Consider the following 17,737-nt stretch of genomic DNA (forward strand, 5'->3'; position numbering starts at 1 on the left):
CCGTGGCGGCACAACAGCCGTCCGGGCGCCTGGCCCGATGCCTCGGGCTGCGCAATGCTACCGGGCGGCGGCAGGGTAATCCGCCCGGATTTGTGTGGGATTTGTGAAGATTCATGAAGTCACTGCGCGGGCGTCACGGCCAACCCCATGGCAATGGCGGATTGAAACGGCGGCCCGGGCCGGCTATAAGCAGGGTTCAGGGGAGCCGCAATCCGGGGCTCCATCCGTGCAGAGTGTCACGATGCCGCCGCAGCCGCCTTCTCATGATGAACGCATCGCCAGCAAACCGGCGACGCACGAGGCCACGCCGGCCGAGCAGGGGTCCTGTATCGAGGTCTTCCTGGCGTTCCTGCGGCTGGGCCTGACCGCCTTTGGCGGGCCGGTCGCCCACCTGGCGTATTTCCGCGAAGAATTCGTCGACCGGCGCCGCTGGCTGGACGACTACGCGTTTTCCGACCTGGTGGCGCTTTGCCAGTTCCTGCCCGGGCCGGCCAGTAGCCAGGTGGGCATGGCGCTGGGACTGAAGCGGGCGGGTTGGCCGGGCATGCTGGCGGCCTGGGTGGCGTTCACGCTGCCGTCGGCGCTGGCCATGGTGCTGCTGGGCCTGGGAGTGGCGCAGTTGGGCGGCGCGCCGGGCCTGGCAGTGGTGCATGGCCTGAAGGTGGCGGCGGTGGCCGTCGTTGCGCAGGCGGTATGGGGCATGGGCCGTTCGCTCTGTCCGGACCGGCCGCGCGCCGGCCTGGCGATGGCCGCGGCGCTGATGGCGGTGTTCGTGCCGACCACGTTGGGGCAACTGGGCGCGATTGCGCTGGGCGCGATTGCGGGGGGAGCGCTGTTGCAGGTGCCGCCGCGGCCGATCCTGGCCAACCGCGCGCAGGGTGTGTCGCGGCGGACGGGGTATCTGTGCCTGGCCGTGTTCGTGGCGCTGCTGGGGCTCTTGCCGCTGTGGGCCGTGTGGTCGGGGATGCCGTTGGCCGCACAGGTGGCCGGCTTTTACCGGGCCGGTGCGCTGGTGTTCGGCGGCGGCCACGTCGTGCTGCCGCTGCTGGACACGGCGGCGGTGGGCGGGGGCATGGTGTCCAGTGCCGATTTCCTGGCGGGCTATGGCGTGGCGCAGGCCATGCCGGGGCCCTTGTTCACGTTCGCGGCGTTCCTGGGCGCGGCATCGTCGGGGCCGTTGTCCGGCTGGGCGGGCGGGGCGCTCTTGCTGGTGACGATATTCCTGCCCGGGGCACTGATCCTGGCGGCCGCGTTGCCGTTCTGGGAAAGCCTGCGGCGCCGGCCGGGGGTGCGCAACATGGTGGCGGGCGTCAATGCCGCGGTGGTGGGCATCCTGTTGGCGGCGCTGTACGACCCTGTCTGGACGGGCGCCATCCTGACCAAGGCCGACTTCGGCCTGGCCCTGGCGTTGTTCGGCCTGCTGGTCTACGCGCGCTGGTCGCCCGTGTGGGTGGTGCTGGCAGCCGCGGCAGGCGGCTGGGCACTGGCCTGGCTGGCGTAGCGGCAAGCGCCGGTCTTCAGCCGCGCCATTGCGGCGCGCGCTTCTGCAGGAAAGCATCGATGCCTTCGGCCGCGTCTTCTTCCATCATGTTGCGCGCCATGACCTCGGCGGCATAGTCGTAGGCCTCGGCCTGCGGCATCTGGCGCTGGGCGTAGAACATGCGCTTGCCGTAACGGATGGCGCTGGGGCTCTTGGCGGCGATGACCTCGGCCAGGGCCTGCACGCGCGCATCCAGTTCGGCCTCGGGCGCCACGTCGTTCAGCAGGCCCCAATCCTGCGCCTGGGCAGCGTCGATGAAGCGCGCGGTGACCAGCATCTCGAAGGCGCGCTTGGTCGACACGTTGCGGCTGAGCGCCACGGCGGGCGTGGAACAGAACAGCCCCGCGTTGATGCCGGACACGGCAAAGGTGGCGCTGTCGGCGGCCACGGCCAGGTCGCAGCTGGCCACCAGCTGGCAGCCCGCGGCGGTGGCGATGCCCCGCACCTTGGCAATGACCGGCACCGGCAGCGCTTGCAGGCCCTGCATCACGCGGCTGCATTGGCGAAACAGCGCCAGGTAGTAGTCGAACGACGGCTGGCTGCGCATTTCGCGCAGGTCGTGGCCGGCGCAGAAGGCGCGGCCGGCCGATTCGAGCACCACGCAGCGCAGCGTGGTGTCGCGTGCCAGGGCATCGATTTCCACGCGCAACGCCGCCAGCAATGCCTCGGACAGCGCATTGAATTGCGCCGGCCGATTCAGCCGCAAGGTGGCGATGCCGGCGTGCGTCGTGCGCAGCAGCAGCGGGGCGGGGGCGTCGGGGCGGGTCGGGGAATCGGGGGCCATGATGTCTCCAGGAAGCGGGCGGTGCCTGTGATCGGCGCCTGCCATCGTTGCCTGCCATAGTAGGCCAGTTGCGGTCGCCGTTCGCAGGCCCGCCGCAGTTGCCGAGCCCCTGGGTCCGTCAACGCGGCAAGATGCCTGGGCCCTGGCTGCCGATCGCGTCCGGCAGGCCGCTGGCCGTCCGGATGGCCTGGATCAGGCGGCTGAGCGCGGGCGCCAGCTGCCGCCGGCTGGGGTAGTACATGACGAGCGGCGCGCCGGCGGGTGCCCAGTCGTCCAGCACGCGGCGCAGGCGGCCGGCGCGCAAGTGCGGTTCGGCGTAGCGTTCCAGGCAATAGGCCAGGCCCAGCCCGTCCAGCGCGGCGTCCACCGCCATGTCGGTGTCGTTCACGATGAGGGCGCCCGGCACGTCGACTTCGCAGGCGCGTGCGCCCTGGCCCAATTCCCAGCGGTACAGCGTCTGGTCGCCCAGACGCAAGCGGATACAGGCGTGGCGCAGCAGGTCGTCGGGCGTCCTGGGCGTGCCGTGGCGGCCCAGATAGGCGGGCGTGGCCACCACTACCCACTTGAGCGGCGGTGTCAGCGGCATGCAGACCATGTCCTGCGGCACCGTGTCGCCAAAGCGGATGCCGGCGTCAAAGCCCGCCTTGACGATATCGACCATATTGTTGTCGACCACCACCTCGATCTTCACGCCCGGGCAGTCGTGCAGATAGCGTGCCAGCACGGGGCTGAGCAGCAGCCGCGCGGCGTCACGCGGTACGTTGATGCGCAGGCCGCCCAGTGGGCCGGCGCGGTATTGGGCCAGCTCGGACAGGGCCTCGCCGATTTCGCCGAAGCTCTGGTCCAGTTGCGCGGCCAGCTTGCGGCCGGCCTCGGTGGGGGCGACCGACCGGGTGGTGCGGTTGAGCAGCTTGACGCCCAGGCGGCCTTCCAGGTTGCGCAGGGCATGGCTGAGGGCCGAGGTGGACACGCCCAGTTCGCTGGCCGCCAGGCGGAAGCTGCCGCGGCGGCAGATGGCCGCGAAGGCGCTGAGATCGGCCAGGTCGTGGCGGCTGTAGGAGGGCATGGGGGGCAGCGGCGATTGAATAGATCGTTGAATTTGAATCAATAATACCTGACCTACACTCATCAAACTTTTGTGTAGGAGTACCGAGCAATGCGGGTCGAGACCATGCGTATTGAAGGAATCCCCACGCCTGTGTCCAGGATCGGCCTGGGCACGTGGGCGATTGGCGGCTGGATGTGGGGCGGCGCGGACGATGCCGCGTCCGTGGCGACGCTGCGCGGCGCGATCGAGCGCGGCATCAACCTGATCGACACCGCGCCGGTGTACGGCTTTGGCCACGCCGAGGAAATGGTCGGGCAGGCCTTGCAGGGCATTCGCGACCAGGCCGTGATCGCCACCAAGGCGGGCCTGGAATGGGCAGGCGAGGGCGTGCGGCGCAATTCCAGTCCGGCGCGCATCCGCCGCGAGGTGGAAGATTCGCTGCGCCGCCTGCGCACCGACCGCATCGACCTGTACCAGATCCACTGGCCCGATCCGCGGGTGCCGATCGAAGACACCGCGCGCACGCTGCAGGATCTGCAGCGCGAAGGCAAGATCCTGGCGGTGGGCGTCAGCAATTATTCGCCCGGGCAGATGGACCAGTTTCGCGCCGTGCTGCCGCTGGCGTCGGTACAACCGCCGTACAACCTGTTCGAACGCGCCATCGAAGCCGACGTGCTGCCGTATGCCCGCGAGCATCAGCTGGCGGTGCTGGCCTACGGCGCGCTGTGCCGCGGCCTGCTGTCGGGCCGCATGACGGTGGATACGACGTTTGGCGCCGACGACCTGCGGTCGAACGACCCGAAGTTCCGTCGGCCGCGGTTTGACCAGTACGTGCGCGCCACCAAGGAGCTGGAGGCGTTTGCGCGCATCCGCCACGACAAGTCGGTGCTGGCGCTGGCGATACGCTGGGTGCTGGACAGCGGCCCGACCATCGCGTTGTGGGGCGCGCGCCGGCCGGACCAGTTGAACGGCGTGGACGATGCGTTCGGCTGGCACTTGACCGACACCGAGATGGCCGAGATCGACGAGCTGCTGGACAAGAACATCCAGGACCCCGTCGGGCCGGAGTTCATGGCGCCGCGGGCGCGCGACTGAGGGCGCGCAGGGGCCGTCGATGCGGGCGGCGTGCAGGCAGGCGTGCAGGCAGGCGGTTGGCGCAAGGCTGGCCGCGTTGCGATTGGCCCCTTGTCACGCCATCAGCGCGGCCAATGATTCGCGCAGCCAGCGCAGCCCGGCGTCGCCGTCGGCGCGCTCGTGCCAGATCATCTCGAAGCCCAGCGGGTCGATCGCAAAGGGCACCGGCTGTACCGCCAGCCCGGGCGGCACGGGCACGACCGTGCGCCGCGCCACCGTCAACACCAGGTCGGTACCCGCCAGCACGGCGGGCGCCGCCGTCCAGTGGGGCAACCGCAGCGCCACGCGGCGCGCGCGGCCCAGGCGGGCCAGGGCTGCATCCACTTCCCCCGAGCGCTGGTCCTGGCTGGCGGCCACCAGCACATGGGGCCGCGCCAGATAGGCATCCAGCGTCAGCGGGCCGGACGCGCTGGCCGCATCCGTGACGCAGACAAACGGCTCATCGAACAGCACGGCGCGGCGGATGTCGGCCGGGGTTTCGCCGAACACGGCCAGGGCCAGATCCAGCTGGCCGTCGGCGACGCCCGCGATCATGCCGCCGCGGCTGGTGTAGCTGATTTCCAGGTCGATGCCGGGGGCGTCCTGGCGCAGGCGGCGCACCAGCGGCGGCAGCACCACGCTGGCGCCGTAGTCGGACATGGCCAGGCGAAAGGTACGCCTGCTGGCCGCCGGCTCGAACACCGCGCCGGCCAGCAGGCGGCGCACCTGCGCCAGCACGTCGCGTAGCGGCGCTTCCAGCGCCAGGGCGTGCGGCGTGGGCCGCAGGCCGCCGCGCGTGCGGTGAAACAGCGGGTCGCCCAGCAGCGTGCGCAGGCGGGCCAGGGCATGGCTGACCGCGGGCTGGCTCATCGGCAACCGGGCGGCGGCGCGGGTCAGGTGGCGTTCGTGCAGCAGGGCGTCCAGCACCACCAGCAGGTTCAGGTCCACCGCGCGCAGGTTGGGGGCAATGCCGGATGCGGTTTCTGGATTATTCATTTGGTGCATATTCGATAGACGATTATCGAATTGGAGTTAGCGTCTGGTGAATAAGAGAATAGCGCCAATCCCTCTTGAATCGGAGTCTCGCCATGAACGGCACTTCTCTTTTCGCCATCCCCGCCGCCATCCTGGCCGGCGCCCTTGTGCCCTTCCAGGCCGGTGCGAATGCCGCGTTGGGCCGTCATCTGGGCCATCCGCTGTGGGCCACGATGGCCTCGCTGGCCATCAGCGCCATCGCGGCCATGGCGGTGATGGCGCTGATGCGCGTGCCGGCGCCCAGCTTCGCGGAAATCGGCCGCCTGCCGTGGTGGGGCTGGACGGGCGGGCTGGCCGGTGTGTTCTACATCACGGCGGCGCTGATGCTGGCCCCGCGCCTGGGCGCCGGCGCCTTCCTGGCCGCGGTCATCGCGGGCCAGATGCTGGCGGCGCTATTGCTGGATCGCTATGCGCTGGTGGGGTTTGCCGCCAACGCCTTGAACCCGGGCCGGTTGCTGGGCGCGGCGTTGATCGCGGGCGGCGCGTTGCTGATGCACCTGTCGAACGGGGCGCGCACGGCGGGGTGAGCTTCGGCTTGTCGCCTGGGGCGGCCCACGATGGCGCGGCGCGTTGCCCGCCGTCTTGGTCCTGCGGTGGCAGGCCGGCGTCAGCCCCGCGCCGGTCGGCTGGCCGCCAGACGCCGCGCGATGACGCCGGACAGGCACAGCAGCGGCCCGACGATCCCGACGCCGATCAGGCCCATGGCCGCCTGCGGGGCCACGCCGCCGTCCAGCAGCAGGGTGGCGATGACGGCGGACCCGCTCATCTGGAACAGCCCGAAGACCGCCGCGGCGGTGCCGGCGCGGTCGCCGAAGGGTTCCAGTGCCAGGCTCAGCGCCGACCCCAGCGCCAGCGAGAAACCGACCGTCAGCACCGCCACCGGCAGCATGAAGATCCACGCGGCGGCCGGCGCCCAGCGCCACGCGGCAAGATGCATCAACGCGGCCAGCAGCAACGAGGCCATGCCGACACGCAGCATGGGGTAGCGGCCGAAGCGCGCGATGAACAGGGGCGCCAGGAAGAACGCCGCGATGTTGATGGCCGCGTTGCCGCCGAACCAGGCGGAAAAGCCCAGTTCGGAATAGCCCAGCTGCTGCACCAGCACCACGGGCGCGGCCGACACGAACACCAGGATCATGGCCATGCCGGCCATGGCGTAGACCGCGAAATACAGGAAGCGGCCGCTGGAGATGATCGGCGCATAGCGCCGCAGGCTGTACAGCGGCGCGCCCGCCGGGGGCGGGGCGGCGCGCGTTTCCTCGAAGCGGTGCGCCAGCAGTGCGGCCAGCGCCAGGGCGAACAGCGCCATGAACACAAAGGTGCTGCGCCAGCCGGCATGCACGGCCAGCGCGCCGCCCAGCATCGGCGCCAGCGCGGGCACGGTGCACAGCGCGCCGTTCAGGTAGCTGTACACGCGGGCGCCGACCGCGGGGCTGAAGCAGTCGCGCACCGCGGCAAAGGCCACCAGCGACGCCGAACACGCGCCCAGGCCCTGGATCACGCGGGCGGTGTAGAACAGGTCCAGCGACGTGGCCGCCGCGCCCAGCGCGGAACCGGCCAGGTAGGCGATCGCGCCGCCCAGCGCCACCGGCCGGCGTCCGTAGCGGTCGGCCAGCGGGCCGATCAGGATCTGGCCCACGCCCACCGCGAAAATGAAGAGGGTGATGCTGGCCTGCAGTGCGCTGACGGGGTGGCCAAAGCCAACCGCCATGGCGGGCAGGGACGGCAGGTAGATGTCGATGCCCATCGGCGTGAGCGTGACCAGGCCCATCAAGAGGCCGATCAACCAGCGTTGGCCACGGGGCGATAATGCAGACTTCATGCGTAAGACTCTGGGCGCATTGCACGCCCCGGAAAACCTGCCATTATCCACGACAACGGCGTGCCCGCGCCAATGCGACTGCCCTCACCATGACATCCGCCCACGATCCCGCCCGCCCCGCGCCCCGCATCGTCATTCTCTATTGCACCCAGTGCCAGTGGCTGCTGCGCGCCGGCTGGATGGCGCAGGAATTGCTGTCGACGTTTTCCACGGACCTGGGCGAAGTGGCGCTGCAACCCGGCACGGGCGGCGTGTTCCAGATCACCTGCGACGGTGACCTGATCTGGGACCGCAAGCAGGACGGCGGCTTTCCCGAGGCCAAGGTGCTCAAGCAACGGGTGCGCGACCGGCTCGATCCCGGCCGGCCGCTGGGGCATATCGATGGACACCGGGCGGCCGATACCCCGGGGTGAGCCGATATCGCGGACCGCGCCGCCCAGGCGCCGCGACCCGGCCGCCACGCAAGAAAAAACAGCCGCCCGAAGGCGGCTGCTTTGATGCCCGCAGACGGGTCAGGCCGTCGAGCTGGAGGTTTCCAGGGCCATGCGCGCCTTGTTGCGCTGGCGCACCGCCGACACCAGCAGCAGCGCGATCAGCAGCACGCAAGCCAGCACGAAGCCCAGGCTGATCGGACGCGTCACGAAGATGGACAGCTCGCCGCGCGACAGCAGCAGGGCGCGGCGGAAATTCTCTTCCACCATCGGCCCCAGCACGAAGCCCAGCAGCAGCGGCGCCGGCTCGAAGCGCAGGCGGATCAGCGCGTAGCCCGCGGCGCCGAACAGCGTCACCATGCCCACGTCGAACAGATTGTTGTTGGTGCTGTAGACGCCGACGCAGACAAAGAACAGCGCTGCCGGAAACAGGTAGCGGAAGGGCACCGTCAACAGGCGCACCCACATGCCGATCAGCGGCAGGTTCAGCAGCAACAGCAGCACGTTGCCGACCCAGAAGCTGGCGATCAGCCCCCAGAACATGTCGGCGTGTTCGACCATCATCTGCGGTCCCGGCTGGATGCCATGGATGATCAGCGCGCCCAGCATCAGCGCCATCACCGGGTCGCCGGGGATGCCCAGGCTCATGGTGGGGATGAAGCTGGTCTGCGTCGATGCGCTGGTGGCGGCCTCGGGGCCGGCGATGCCTTCGATGGCGCCGCGGCCGAAGCGGCGCGGTTCGCGCGCCACTTTCTTTTCCACCGCGTACGAGATGAAGGACGCAATGGTCGGGCCGGTGCCCGGCAGGATGCCGAAGGCCGCGCCGATGGCGGTGCCGCGCACCAGGGCGCCGCGCGACTGCTTGATGTCGCCGGCCTCGGGACGCATGGACTTCATGCTGATCTTGCCGCTGGTGACCTTGGTGTCGCCGCCGATCTGGTTGATGTTCTTCAGGAAGTCGGCCACGCCGAACAGGCCCATCGCCAGCGCCACGATCTGCAGCCCGTCGCTCAGTTCGAGGATGCCGAAGTGAAAGCGCATGGTGCCGGTGTTGACGTCGGTGCCCACCACGCCCAGCAGCAGGCCGACGACCACCATCGCCACGCCCTTGATGGCCGATCCCTTGGCCAGCGTGGCGCCGGCCAACAGGCCCAGCATCATCATCGAGAAGTACTCGGCCGGGCCGAACTTGAAGGCCACGTCCACCAGCAGTGGCGAGAACAGGATCATTGCCAGGATGCCGACCGACGCGCCGCAGAACGACGAGAACATCAGCATGAACAGCGCCGAGCCGGCCTTGCCGTTGCGCGCCAGCGGATTGCCGTCCAGGCAGGCCACCGCGTGCGACGCCGTGCCGGGCAGGTTCAGCATGATCGAGGTGATCCCGCCGCCGTATTGCGAACCGTAGTAGATGCCGGACAGCATCACCAGCGCCGCGGTGGGCGTCATGGTGTAGGTCAAAGGCAGCAGGATCGAAATCGCGGCCAGCACGCCCATGCCCGGCAGCACGCCGATCAGGTTGCCCATGAAGACGCCGAACACGGCCCACAGCAGGTTGTCCAGCGCGAACGCGACGGAGAACCCGTGCATCAGGTTGTTGAGGATTTCCATCGATCAGCCCCAGCGAAACAGCGGAAACTGCAGCTGCAGCGCCCAGGAGAAAACGGCCACGCCCAGAATGGTCACGCCCACGGCCAGCACCGCGGCGCTGCGCAGCGTGTGCTGGCGGTCGCCCAGCGCCGAAATGAAGACCAGCGCGAACGTGGCGGGAATCAGGCCGCCGTACTTGCCGAACAGGATGAACGCCATCAGGCCGCCGATGATGCAGCCCCAGCCGCGCCATTGCGGCGCCGGGATGTCTTCGGCGTCTTCTTCCGTGGTCAGCGGCGAGTAGGCCATGCGCGCGATGATCAGGCCCAGAAGGACCAGGAGCACCCCGAGAATGGCGGGGAACAGGCCCGGCCCCATGCGTGCCAGGCTGCCCAGGGTGTAGGTGGATGCCTGCGCGATGGCCCCCAGGCCCAGCACGATCATCGTGCCCGCGGCCCAGAGCTCGCGCTTGATGGCGCTGCGTTTTGACTGCATTGGATCATTCCTCCCTTTGTTGTTGCTTTTCTTAGACCTGACTTCGGTCTGAAAAATAGCTGACAGTCCAATGAATGCGGGAGTCTAAAAACTCAAACTTCCGATCACCTTTCAGGGATGAAAAAAAATTTCAATGCAAGGCGACGAGCGCGAAACCCTTGCGGGAAATCCCTAGGGCATCGCGGCCGCAAACGCGCGTTTCGACGGCAGGGAAAGGCGACGCGCCACGCGATGGCGCGCGTCGCCGCAAGCGCTACAGGCCCAGTTCGGACAGCCCCGGATGGTCATCCGGCCGACGGCCCAGCGGCCAGTGGAACTTGCGTTCCGATGCCTTGATGGGCAGGTCGTTGATGCAGGCGTAGCGGTGGATCATCAAGCCGTCTTCGCCGAATTCCCAGTTCTCGTTGCCATACGAGCGGAACCAGTTGCCGGAATCGTCGTGCCATTCGTAGGCATAGCGCACCGCGATGCGGTTGCCGGTAAACGCCCACAGTTCCTTGATCAGGCGGTAGTCCAGTTCCTTGGCCCATTTGCGCGCCAGGAAGGCGCGCGCTTCGTCGCGGTTCTTGACGAACTCTGCGCGGTTGCGCCAGCGCGTATCCAGGCTGTAGGCCAACGCCACCTTGTCCGGGTCGCGACTGTTCCAGCCGTCTTCGGCCAGCCGGACTTTCTGGATGGCGCTGTCGTGGGTGAAGGGAGGCAGTGGGGGGCGGGGGGCGCTCGTGGAGGTCATCGCGGTTTCCTTACGGGTGGGGGGAAGGGGAAGCTGGGCCGAGCAAGGCCTGGGCCACGCGTTGCGCGCTGTCGGCAATGGCGGGATCGCGCGACACCAGGGCCACCGCGATGGCGCCGTCGATCAGCACCAGCAGTTGCCGCGCGGCCTCGTCGGGGTCGGGCAGGGCGGCGGCCGCGGTCAATTCGCGCACGTAGGCCAACAGGCGCGCCTTGTGCTCGCGCGCCACGGCCAGGATCGGGCTGGCGTCGTCGCCGATCTCGCCGGCCGCATTCAGGAAGGCGCAGCCACGAAAGCCTGGCGAGGCAAACCAGTCTCGCAACGCGTCGAACAGGGACAGCAGGCGCGCACGCGGCGTGGCCGCGGCCGAGGTGGCGTCGATGAACCACTGCATCCAGCGCTCGTCCCGCGCGCCGAGTGCGGCGGCCACCAGCGCGTCCTTGTTGGGATACAGCTGGTACACGGTCTTGCGCGCCACGCCGGAGGTCTTGACGATCTGATCCATGCCGGTGGCATGAATGCCGCCCGCATAGACCAGTTGTTCGGTGGCGCGCAACAGCCGTTGCCGCGGGTCGGGCAGGGCGGCAGAAGGGGTGGGGGAGTCAGCGGCGCGGGAGGTCATGGAGAATGATCGTTCTATCGGTGTGAAGAGATAGTAGAACGATCATTCTCCGGCGTCAATGACCCGATGGTCAGATGTATCAAGCCATTATTTTCTGGCTTTTTCTTTTAATTTTAGGTAAACTACTTTTATCTCGTCGTTGAGTTCTCGTCATTGCGTCATGATCATAAAGTCATGGCCATTGCGCCAGGGCATGAACCCCGCAGCACCCATGCCCATACGTCATTTCTACAACAAGCCACCAACGACAACGAGATCCCTCCCAGGGCCACGCCCTGGCGCCCGTTCCTGATGCACCCCCTCTGCATAACCTTCGCATCCCGGGCGCGCTCGATACCCGTGTTGTGTGCCTGCGCAGGGCAGGCCGACACCGCAAACAGGAGTACGCACATGTCCCAACTGATCAGCAAGAAATCGCGCATCGAGATTCCGCCGCTGAACTGGAAGGCGCCTGACACGCGTCCGGACCCTGAAGTCATTCCTCGTCCGGCCGATACCGAGCCATCCGAAGACAAGCACGCCGCTCACGCGCCCGCCTGATCCCGCCGTACCCCACCCACTGACCGCCGCCCGCAGCCTCTGCCGGCGGCGGTTTTCATTCAGGCCACTTCGCCGGGCACCACTCGGTTCTTGCCGCCCATCTTGGCCCGATAGAGCAGTTCGTCCGCATGCCGGAACAGCGTGTCGGCGGCGCCCGCGTTGCGCCACGACACGTACGCCACGCCAAAGCTGGCGGTCAGGGCGAAGACGGTGCCGTTCTCGGCAGGCACGCGGGCCTGGGCGATACGCATCCGCATGCGTTCGGCCGCCTGCACCGCCTGGTCGGCCGTGCCGGTATGGCAGAGCACCGCGAATTCCTCGCCGCCCACCCGGGCCACCACGTCCGCCTGGCGCCAGGTCTGGCGGCACAGATCGGCCACGGCCTTCAAGGCCTGGTCACCGCTGGCATGGCCGTAGGTATCGTTGATGCCCTTGAAATCGTCGATGTCGAACAGGATGAAGGCCAGCACCGCGTCCGAGCCGCGCCATTGCGCCAGCGCCTGCTCGAAGCGGCCTTCGAACGCGCGCCGGTTCAGCAACCCGGTCAGGAAATCGGTTTCGGCCATGACGGCCAGGTCGACGATCAGGCGGTCGCGTTCGCGTTCCAGGCGCTGGCGGGCCGAGGCGTTGTCTTCCAGCACGCGCAACGCCCGGAACATGCCGTCGACCTCGCCGCGGTACTTGCCGACGGGAATGGATGCGGTCGCGGCCCCGTTGGCGATGGCGCCGATGATGCGAGTGGCCTGCACGAACGGCCGGATCACGCGACGCCGGAACTGCCCCAGTGACAGCAGCAAGGCCGCGGCCAGCATGGCGGCCGCCACGAGCGTGACGATCAGCAGCCGGATCGCATCGCGGCGGTGCAGGCGCATGCTGTCTTCGATGCTGTCCAGCATCTGGTCGCGAAACTGCGTGATGGATGCCATCAGCGGCACGTAGGTGCTGGCCAGGTCACCCGTGGTGATCTCGGTGCCGCCCGGTTGCAAGGCGGCCATGTCGCGAACGTCTTGCAGGTACCGCATGCCTTCGCCGAAGTACAGCCGCTGCATGTCCAGGTACGCCATCGATGCGCGCAGTTCCGGCCGGGTGGCGATGCGGGCTTGCAGCAGGGCATGCAGCTGGTCCAGGCGTCCCAGCACCCGTTCGATGCGGTACTGGTCGGCCTCGGTCAGTTGCCGCCGCTTGGCCAGCGCGGGCGTGAAGGTGGACCCGAGCAGGCCGGCCTGTTCGCGCAGGTCGCTGGCAAGCAGCGCCAGGCTGAGCAGGCCGGGCGCATCGGCCTCGTTCTTCATGACCACGGCCACGCTGTCGGCCATGGCGGCCTGCAGTTCGGGCACCAGCGCCACCATGCCATTGACCGCCGTCAGCACGCTGTAGCCGGATACGGTGTCGCGCGGCGCGGCGATCAGCGCGTCGGCCTGGGTGCGGGCCTGGATCAGCGCGTAGCGGATGCGTTGGAGGTTGGTGAATGCCTTGGCGCTATCGGGATGGAGAGGCGCGCGATGCAGGGCCAGCAGCTCGGCGATGCAGGTATCGCTGCGATCGCGGGCCGCCTGCAGCGCATCAAGCAGCGGCGCGGGCACGGGATAGGGGGAGCCCAGCGCCGCATTCATGGGGCCGCGTTCGGCCGAAACCCTTTCCATGGCGATGACGGTGGCCCGTACGACGCTGAACGCGCGCAGCGCCTCGCCGGTGGAGACATAGGCGTGGCGACTCTGGAGCAGCAGTATCCCGGTCAAGACCGACATCGGCAGCACGACCCCGGCCGCCAGGATCAGAAAATAGCGTTCAAGGGACTTGATCGAAAATCGACTGCGCAACATATACGGGGGGGCCGGCCTGATGCGATGTTTCTGTGCGCGCAGGATACTGTAAATGCCGGGTCGGCAGGCCTGACTCGGTCGGACATTTGCGGGGGTTTCCGGCCGGTGCGCAACACTATGTCAATCGAATACAAGCCGTTGCGCAAGGAAGGGCAATCAATGCGAATCATTGCCTGGCGACCGATTGCACGCCTGCCCGAAGGGGGCTCATGCCAGGCGCCTTGTCGTGCTGGCAGGCCCTAGGGCCGCTCCAGGATTCGCGGGCCGGGGCCGTCGCGGCCCAGCACGTCGTCGGGATTGCGCAGCGGACAGTCCTGCAGCGACAGGCAGCCGCAGCCGATGCAGCTGTCCAGTTCGTCGCGCAGCCGCGTCAGCTTGCGGATGCGTTCGTCCAGATTTTCGCGCCATTGCGATGACAGCGCTTTCCATTGCGCGGGCGTGAGCTTGTTGCCATCTTGCGGAAAGCGCGCCATGGCTTCGCGGATTTCCTCCAGCGGAATGCCGGTGCGCTGCGCCACCTTGATGATGGCGATGTAGCGCAGCACGATGACCGGGTAGCGCCGCTGGTTGCCGCCGCTGCGCGAGCTCTGGATCAGGCCCTTGGATTCGTAGAAGTGCAGGGTGGACACCGGTACCCCGCTGCGCCGGGCCACTTCGCCCACCGTCATGAGGCGCGTGCTGTCGTTCGGCTTGTCGCCCGCCATGGATATTGACCTCAAGTTAGCTTGAGGTCTTATAGTCCGTCGCGCCGCATTTGGCAACCCAGCCCCGCCGCGTGGCCCGTCGGGCCGCGGCCCTCCAGGAACAGGACGCATGCAGACCCCGCCGTTCATCGCGCAATTTATCGATCCCCTTCTTCAAAGCGACGGACTCTGGTTCATCGCCCGGCTCTGCCTCGCGGTGGTGTTCATTGCGTCGGGCGCGGCCAAGGTGCTCGATTTTCGTGGCGGCGTCGCCGAAATGCGCGACGCCGGGCTGAAACCGGCCGTCCTGGTCAATATCCTGGTGGCCGCGTTGATGCTCGGCGGTTCCGTGCTGATCCTGGCCGACCGCGCACTGTGGCTGGCGGCCGCGGCGCTGGGCGTGTTCCTGCTGCTCACGAGCGTGATCGTGCATGCCTTCTGGCGGCTGCCGCCGCCGCAGGCCAAGCTGGCGCTGTTCTTTGCGCTGGAGCACGTGTCGGTGGTGGGCGGCCTGATCGCGGCCGCCATCGCCAGCCACTTCAGGGCGTTGACCGGCCACTAGGTGGCCGCGGCAGGCAACGACGCCTGGCCCGGGGCCGCAAGCGGTCGCCCGGCCAGGCGTGGCCGCCGTCTCTCAGGCCGTGCCGTGCAGCACCACCCGGTTGCGACCTTGCTGCTTGGCGGCATACAGGGCGGCGTCGGCCGCATGGAAGGCCTGGGCCACGTCCGGCCCGGCGGCCGGCCATTGGGCCACGCCGGCCGACACGGTGATGTGGCCGACCTGGCTGATGTCGCGTCCTTCGATACGGCCGCGCAGGCGCTCGGCCACGATCGCGGCCTCGGTGGGGGCGACCCCGGGCAGCAGGATCAGGAATTCCTCGCCGCCATTGCGGCACAGAATGTCGCTGGGCCGGGAACAGTCCCGCATCAATTGCGCCACGCCCTGGATCACCTGGTCGCCGATCGTGTGGCCGTACGTGTCGTTGACCCGCTTGAAGTGGTCGATGTCCAGCGCCACCACCGAGAATGGCGTGGCCGAGGCCTGCAGGTGTTCCACGGCATCCTGCGTGCCGCGGCGGTTGCGCAGGCCGGTCAGCGGGTCGGTGATGGTGGCCAGGTTCAGCCTGCCGATCTTCTCCTGCAGGCTGGTGAAGCTCCAGATCACCGCCCGTTTCAGGCGCTCGGCCTCGAAGTACCAGGCTTTCACCGATTTCACCCGCTGCATGGCGACGGCGACGTCGTGGTGTTCGACGTTGGTGGCCAGTTGCGACAGCGGCAGCGAGATCTGCCGCGCACACCACCAGATCGCCAGCAGGAACACGATCGCCAGCGGCGCGGCGTAGCCCACCAGGGCCCAGACGAGATCGCGGATCGGTTCGAGCGTGGCCTCGGCGGGCCGCTGCGCCACCACGCCCCAGCCGCTGGCGGGCACCGGCGCATAGCCGGCCAGCATGTCCACGCCTTTCGAGTTCACGACGCGCCGGGCCCCGGCCTGGCCCGCCACCACGGCATCGATCACCGCATTGCCGGCAATGCGCTCGCCCACCCGGTGCGGATCGGTGTGGTAGATCAGGCGGCCGTCGGCGTCCACCACATACAGGTAGGAGCCGTCCGTGTAATGGTGCTTGCCCAGCAGGTCCTGCAGGGCGCTGTCCTTGCGCAGGTGCAGGGTGCCGGCCAGGTAACCCAGGTAACGGCCGTCGGCCGAGAACACCGGATGCGACAGGTTGATCAGCAGGTTGCCGGCGATGGACACGTAGGGTTTGCTGATCAGCGGTTGGCGCGCGGCCAGTGCGGCCCGGCTGCCAGGGCTGTCGACCCGGGTGCCCAGGAAGTTGCGGAAGTTCTGGGTCGTGGCCACGATCAGGCCATCGGCGTCCACCACGCCCACCGAGTTGAAGTTGTCGGTCTGCTCCTGCACGCGCCGCACCTCGGCGGCCAGTTGATCGGGCGCGTCCATGTGCTCGGCGATCTGGTGGGCGCTGTAGCTCAGCTGGCGCTGCGCCGCTTTCAGGAAGTAGCTGGCGCTTTCGGCCAGCTTGGCCGCGTAGACGCGGTTTGATTCCAGCGTGTTGGCAATGAGCTGCTCGCGTTGCAGGCGGTAGCTGGCATACAGGGCGTTGGCAGTGCCGGCAAGCGCGCTGAACACCGTAAGCGCGAGCACCAGGCCGCGCAGATTGATTCGCAGGGGGAACACAGCAGGCTCGGACCTCGGGACGGGCGCGGCGACTGCGCCGGGCAGGCGCCATTGTATGCAAGCGGCCGACTGCGCCAATCGGCAGGCCAGCCGGTGCGCGTTGGCGCTATTCGCCCTTGACGTCGGGATCGCTATCCAGTAAGCGAGCCGCGCGCGAGCGCGGCGCGGCGCCGGCGCGGAAATACCCCATGACGGTGGCCACGCTGGCATGGCCGGTCATGGCCATGGTGTCGCCCAGCGGCACGTTCTGGCGGCCCGCTTCGGTGACGTAGCCCGAGCGCAGGCTGTGGGCCGAGAAGTCGCCTTCGATGCCCGCCAGGCGGCAGCGTTCCTGGACGATGGCGCGCACCGCGGCGGCGGCCAGGGGTTCGCCGACGACGTCGCCGCGGCGGATGCGCCGAAACAGCGCGCCTTCGCGGATGCCGCTGGCGGCCAGCCAGGCATCCAGCGCCCGGGCGGCGGCACCGGCGATGGGCTTGCGGTCTTGCGCGCGGTCGACGCCGGACTGGTTGGTCTTGGAATGGGACAGGACGTAAAGGTAGTCGTCGCCGGCGCGGCGGGTATTTTCCATCGTTGCACCGACCACCTCGGACCGCCGCCGCCCGCCGCTGGCCCAGGCGAACAGCAGCAGCGCCCGGTCGCGCAGGCCGCGCAGCGAATCGTCGCAGGTATCCAGCAAGGCTTGCAGCGGCTCGCGCGTCAGGGCGTCCTTGCGGGCCGGCGTGACGCCGCGGCGGGCATAGGCGCGGCGGGTCCTGGCCAGCAGCTCGCGCACCGCCGGGGCGTGGCAGGGGTTGGGCAGGCCACGCAGCGCATGGGCCTTGGACAGCACCGACAGGCGCTGCAGCAGGGTATTCAGGCTGGGCGGGCCCGGACGCGCCTTGGCCTTCAGGCGCACCAGTTCCTGGTCCAGGGCGGGCGGCAGTTCCCATTGCAGGCCCTGGCCGGTGCTGCGCTGGGCGTGGTCCACCACGAACTGGACGACGGCGGCCTCGGACAGCGGCAGGGCAAAGGGCTGCCCGTAGCGCAGGCCGAACCACGCCGACCAGTAGCGGATGGCGGCGCGGTAGCTGGCCGCCGTATTGGGCGAACTGCCCTCGCGCAGCAGCTCGCGCGCGGCGGCGTCGGCCTGGCGGTCGAGCGAGCGAGGGTCCAGCAGGGGCAGCGGGGTGGGGGCGGACGCAAGCATGTGGGGCAGGGCGGGGCGCTATCGGCAGGCAAGCGGGCGGCTGCGGGCCACCGTAGGACGAAAACTCATCAGGGATCGGAAGTTTCCTACAT

At 68.6% G+C, this 17,737-nt stretch carries 18 protein-coding genes; 6 read left to right on the forward strand and 12 right to left on the reverse strand.

Features of this window, described 5'->3' with window-relative positions:
- Window positions 1–241: 241 nt before the first annotated feature.
- Window positions 242–1,501 carry a chromate efflux transporter gene (gene chrA, locus ACUDP5_RS13540; RefSeq protein ID WP_445659163.1) on the forward strand — a complete coding sequence of 420 codons (1,260 nt, stop codon included), beginning with the start codon at window positions 242–244 and terminating at the stop codon, window positions 1,499–1,501.
- Between the two features lie 16 nt (window positions 1,502–1,517).
- Here the strand turns inward: chrA and ACUDP5_RS13545 are convergent, their stop codons facing one another.
- Together ACUDP5_RS13545 and ACUDP5_RS13550 are read right to left on the reverse strand one after the other, a co-directional pair.
- Window positions 1,518–2,324 (reverse strand): enoyl-CoA hydratase, encoded by an 807-nt coding sequence (locus tag ACUDP5_RS13545; protein WP_445658976.1) that lies wholly within the window; start codon window positions 2,322–2,324, stop codon window positions 1,518–1,520.
- A 118-nt stretch (window positions 2,325–2,442) separates the two neighbouring features.
- Entirely contained in the window at window positions 2,443–3,390 is a 948-nt protein-coding gene (locus ACUDP5_RS13550; RefSeq protein ID WP_445658977.1) for a LysR family transcriptional regulator, read from the reverse strand.
- A gap of 105 nt (window positions 3,391–3,495) precedes the next feature.
- Here ACUDP5_RS13550 and ACUDP5_RS13555 point away from each other — a divergent pair, with 105 nt between their 5' ends.
- A complete protein-coding gene (locus tag ACUDP5_RS13555) occupies window positions 3,496–4,467 on the forward strand; it encodes an aldo/keto reductase (protein ID WP_445658978.1) in 972 nt (323 codons plus the stop codon).
- A 93-nt stretch (window positions 4,468–4,560) separates the two neighbouring features.
- Here ACUDP5_RS13555 and ACUDP5_RS13560 read toward each other — a convergent pair whose 3' ends face one another.
- Complete coding sequence (locus ACUDP5_RS13560) at window positions 4,561–5,481, reverse strand: LysR family transcriptional regulator (protein WP_445658979.1); 921 nt, start codon at window positions 5,479–5,481, stop codon at window positions 4,561–4,563.
- A gap of 92 nt (window positions 5,482–5,573) precedes the next feature.
- On the opposite strand from ACUDP5_RS13560, the gene ACUDP5_RS13565 reads away from it, so the two are divergent.
- Window positions 5,574–6,047: a DMT family transporter gene (locus tag ACUDP5_RS13565; RefSeq protein ID WP_263913386.1), complete on the forward strand. Its 474-nt coding sequence runs from the start codon at window positions 5,574–5,576 to the stop codon at window positions 6,045–6,047.
- Between the two features lie 80 nt (window positions 6,048–6,127).
- Here ACUDP5_RS13565 and ACUDP5_RS13570 read toward each other — a convergent pair whose 3' ends face one another.
- Window positions 6,128–7,342, reverse strand: coding sequence for a multidrug effflux MFS transporter (locus tag ACUDP5_RS13570; protein WP_445658980.1), 1,215 nt, complete (start codon window positions 7,340–7,342; stop codon window positions 6,128–6,130).
- Window positions 7,343–7,431: 89 nt separating this feature from the next.
- Here ACUDP5_RS13570 and ACUDP5_RS13575 point away from each other — a divergent pair, with 89 nt between their 5' ends.
- Window positions 7,432–7,755 (forward strand): SelT/SelW/SelH family protein, encoded by a 324-nt coding sequence (locus ACUDP5_RS13575; protein WP_263913384.1) that lies wholly within the window; start codon window positions 7,432–7,434, stop codon window positions 7,753–7,755.
- Window positions 7,756–7,854: 99 nt separating this feature from the next.
- On the opposite strand, the gene ACUDP5_RS13580 is transcribed toward ACUDP5_RS13575, so the two are convergent.
- The 4 genes from ACUDP5_RS13580 to ACUDP5_RS13595 form a co-directional block, all read right to left on the reverse strand.
- Window positions 7,855–9,384: a tripartite tricarboxylate transporter permease gene (locus ACUDP5_RS13580; protein WP_263913383.1), complete on the reverse strand. Its 1,530-nt coding sequence runs from the start codon at window positions 9,382–9,384 to the stop codon at window positions 7,855–7,857.
- A 3-nt stretch (window positions 9,385–9,387) separates the two neighbouring features.
- On the reverse strand, window positions 9,388–9,858 hold the full coding sequence (locus ACUDP5_RS13585) for a tripartite tricarboxylate transporter TctB family protein (RefSeq protein WP_263913381.1): 471 nt from the start codon (window positions 9,856–9,858) through the stop codon (window positions 9,388–9,390).
- A gap of 253 nt (window positions 9,859–10,111) precedes the next feature.
- Window positions 10,112–10,591, reverse strand: a complete 480-nt coding sequence (locus tag ACUDP5_RS13590; RefSeq protein WP_445658981.1) for a nuclear transport factor 2 family protein — start codon at window positions 10,589–10,591, stop codon at window positions 10,112–10,114.
- Window positions 10,592–10,601: 10 nt separating this feature from the next.
- Entirely contained in the window at window positions 10,602–11,213 is a 612-nt protein-coding gene (locus ACUDP5_RS13595) for a TetR/AcrR family transcriptional regulator (RefSeq protein WP_445658982.1), read from the reverse strand.
- A gap of 390 nt (window positions 11,214–11,603) precedes the next feature.
- On the opposite strand from ACUDP5_RS13595, the gene ACUDP5_RS13600 reads away from it, so the two are divergent.
- The gene (locus ACUDP5_RS13600; protein ID WP_263913378.1) at window positions 11,604–11,753 is read left to right on the forward strand and encodes a hypothetical protein; all 150 of its coding nucleotides are present in this window, start codon (window positions 11,604–11,606) and stop codon (window positions 11,751–11,753) included.
- Window positions 11,754–11,812: 59 nt separating this feature from the next.
- On the opposite strand, the gene ACUDP5_RS13605 is transcribed toward ACUDP5_RS13600, so the two are convergent.
- Window positions 11,813–13,576, reverse strand: a complete 1,764-nt coding sequence (locus ACUDP5_RS13605) for a GGDEF domain-containing protein (RefSeq protein ID WP_263913377.1) — start codon at window positions 13,574–13,576, stop codon at window positions 11,813–11,815.
- Window positions 13,577–13,815: 239 nt separating this feature from the next.
- Window positions 13,816–14,280 (reverse strand): redox-sensitive transcriptional activator SoxR, encoded by a 465-nt coding sequence (soxR, locus tag ACUDP5_RS13610; RefSeq protein ID WP_263913376.1) that lies wholly within the window; start codon window positions 14,278–14,280, stop codon window positions 13,816–13,818.
- A gap of 109 nt (window positions 14,281–14,389) precedes the next feature.
- On the opposite strand from soxR, the gene ACUDP5_RS13615 reads away from it, so the two are divergent.
- On the forward strand, window positions 14,390–14,821 hold the full coding sequence (locus ACUDP5_RS13615; protein WP_445658983.1) for a DoxX family protein: 432 nt from the start codon (window positions 14,390–14,392) through the stop codon (window positions 14,819–14,821).
- 72 nt (window positions 14,822–14,893) lie between these two features.
- On the opposite strand, the gene ACUDP5_RS13620 is transcribed toward ACUDP5_RS13615, so the two are convergent.
- Entirely contained in the window at window positions 14,894–16,456 is a 1,563-nt protein-coding gene (locus ACUDP5_RS13620; protein WP_445658984.1) for a diguanylate cyclase domain-containing protein, read from the reverse strand.
- A 106-nt stretch (window positions 16,457–16,562) separates the two neighbouring features.
- Entirely contained in the window at window positions 16,563–17,645 is a 1,083-nt protein-coding gene (locus ACUDP5_RS13625; RefSeq protein WP_263913375.1) for a site-specific integrase, read from the reverse strand.
- Window positions 17,646–17,737: the final 92 nt, after the last annotated feature.

This window comes from Achromobacter sp. NCFB-sbj8-Ac1-l (assembly GCF_052695805.1).